Genomic DNA, 801 nt, shown 5'->3' with positions numbered 1-801 from the left:
ATCCGAGGAGGTTGACGATCTCCTCGACCGCTCGCACCGAGAGCCCTTCGGCCACGATGCGGTGGGCCAGCCGGTCCTGCTCCTCGGAGTCGTCCACCGACAGCAAGGCCCGCGCATGGCCGGCGGAGAGGACACCGGCGGCGACCCTGCGCTGCACCGGCGGGGAGAGCCGCAGCAGACGCAGCGTGTTGGAGACCTGCGGACGGGACCGGCCGATCCGGTCCGCCAGCTGGTCATGCGTGCACTTGAAGTCCTTCAGCAGCTGGTCGTACGCCGCCGCCTCTTCCAGGGGGTTCAGCTGAGCCCGGTGCAGGTTCTCCAGCAGTGCATCCAGGAGCAGCTTCTCGTCATCGGTCGCCCGGACGATGGCCGGGATGCGCTCCAGACCGGCTTCGCCGCACGCCCTCCAACGGCGCTCACCCATGATGAGCTCGTAGCGGTCCTCGTCGACCTTGCGTACGACGACGGGCTGGAGGAGACCGACCTCCTTGATGGAGGTGACCAGCTCGGCCAGAGCGTCCTCGTCGAAGACCTCGCGGGGCTGCCTGGGGTTGGGCGTGATCGAAGGGAGCGGAATCTCAGCGAAGTACGCCCCGGCGGAGTCGGTCTGACCCGTGGCCGGCTCCGACTCACCGACCGGGGAGCTCGGCTCCGGGACCAGACTGCCGGAGGGCAGCGCGGCCAGCTTCGCAGCGGCCACACCGCGCTCGGCGGTCATGACGGGTGACGAGGCTCCGGCGTTCGTACCGGATGCGGGATTCGCGACCTGCTTCTCCTGCGGAGCCGCGGGGATCAGTGCAC

The 801-nt window shown here is 69.5% G+C and carries 1 protein-coding gene; it reads right to left on the bottom strand.

Translation table 11 applies throughout. The features are described 5' to 3' along the window. Positions 1-801, bottom strand: an 801-nt coding sequence (locus EAO75_RS43435) for a ParB/RepB/Spo0J family partition protein (protein WP_261989684.1), incomplete at both ends; no start/stop codon positions are given.

This window comes from Streptomyces sp. UW30, assembly GCF_008042075.1.
Lineage (GTDB): Bacteria > Actinomycetota > Actinomycetes > Streptomycetales > Streptomycetaceae > Streptomyces.
Note: the sequence above shows the minus strand (reverse complement) of the source record. Positions and strands in the feature narration are given on the sequence as shown.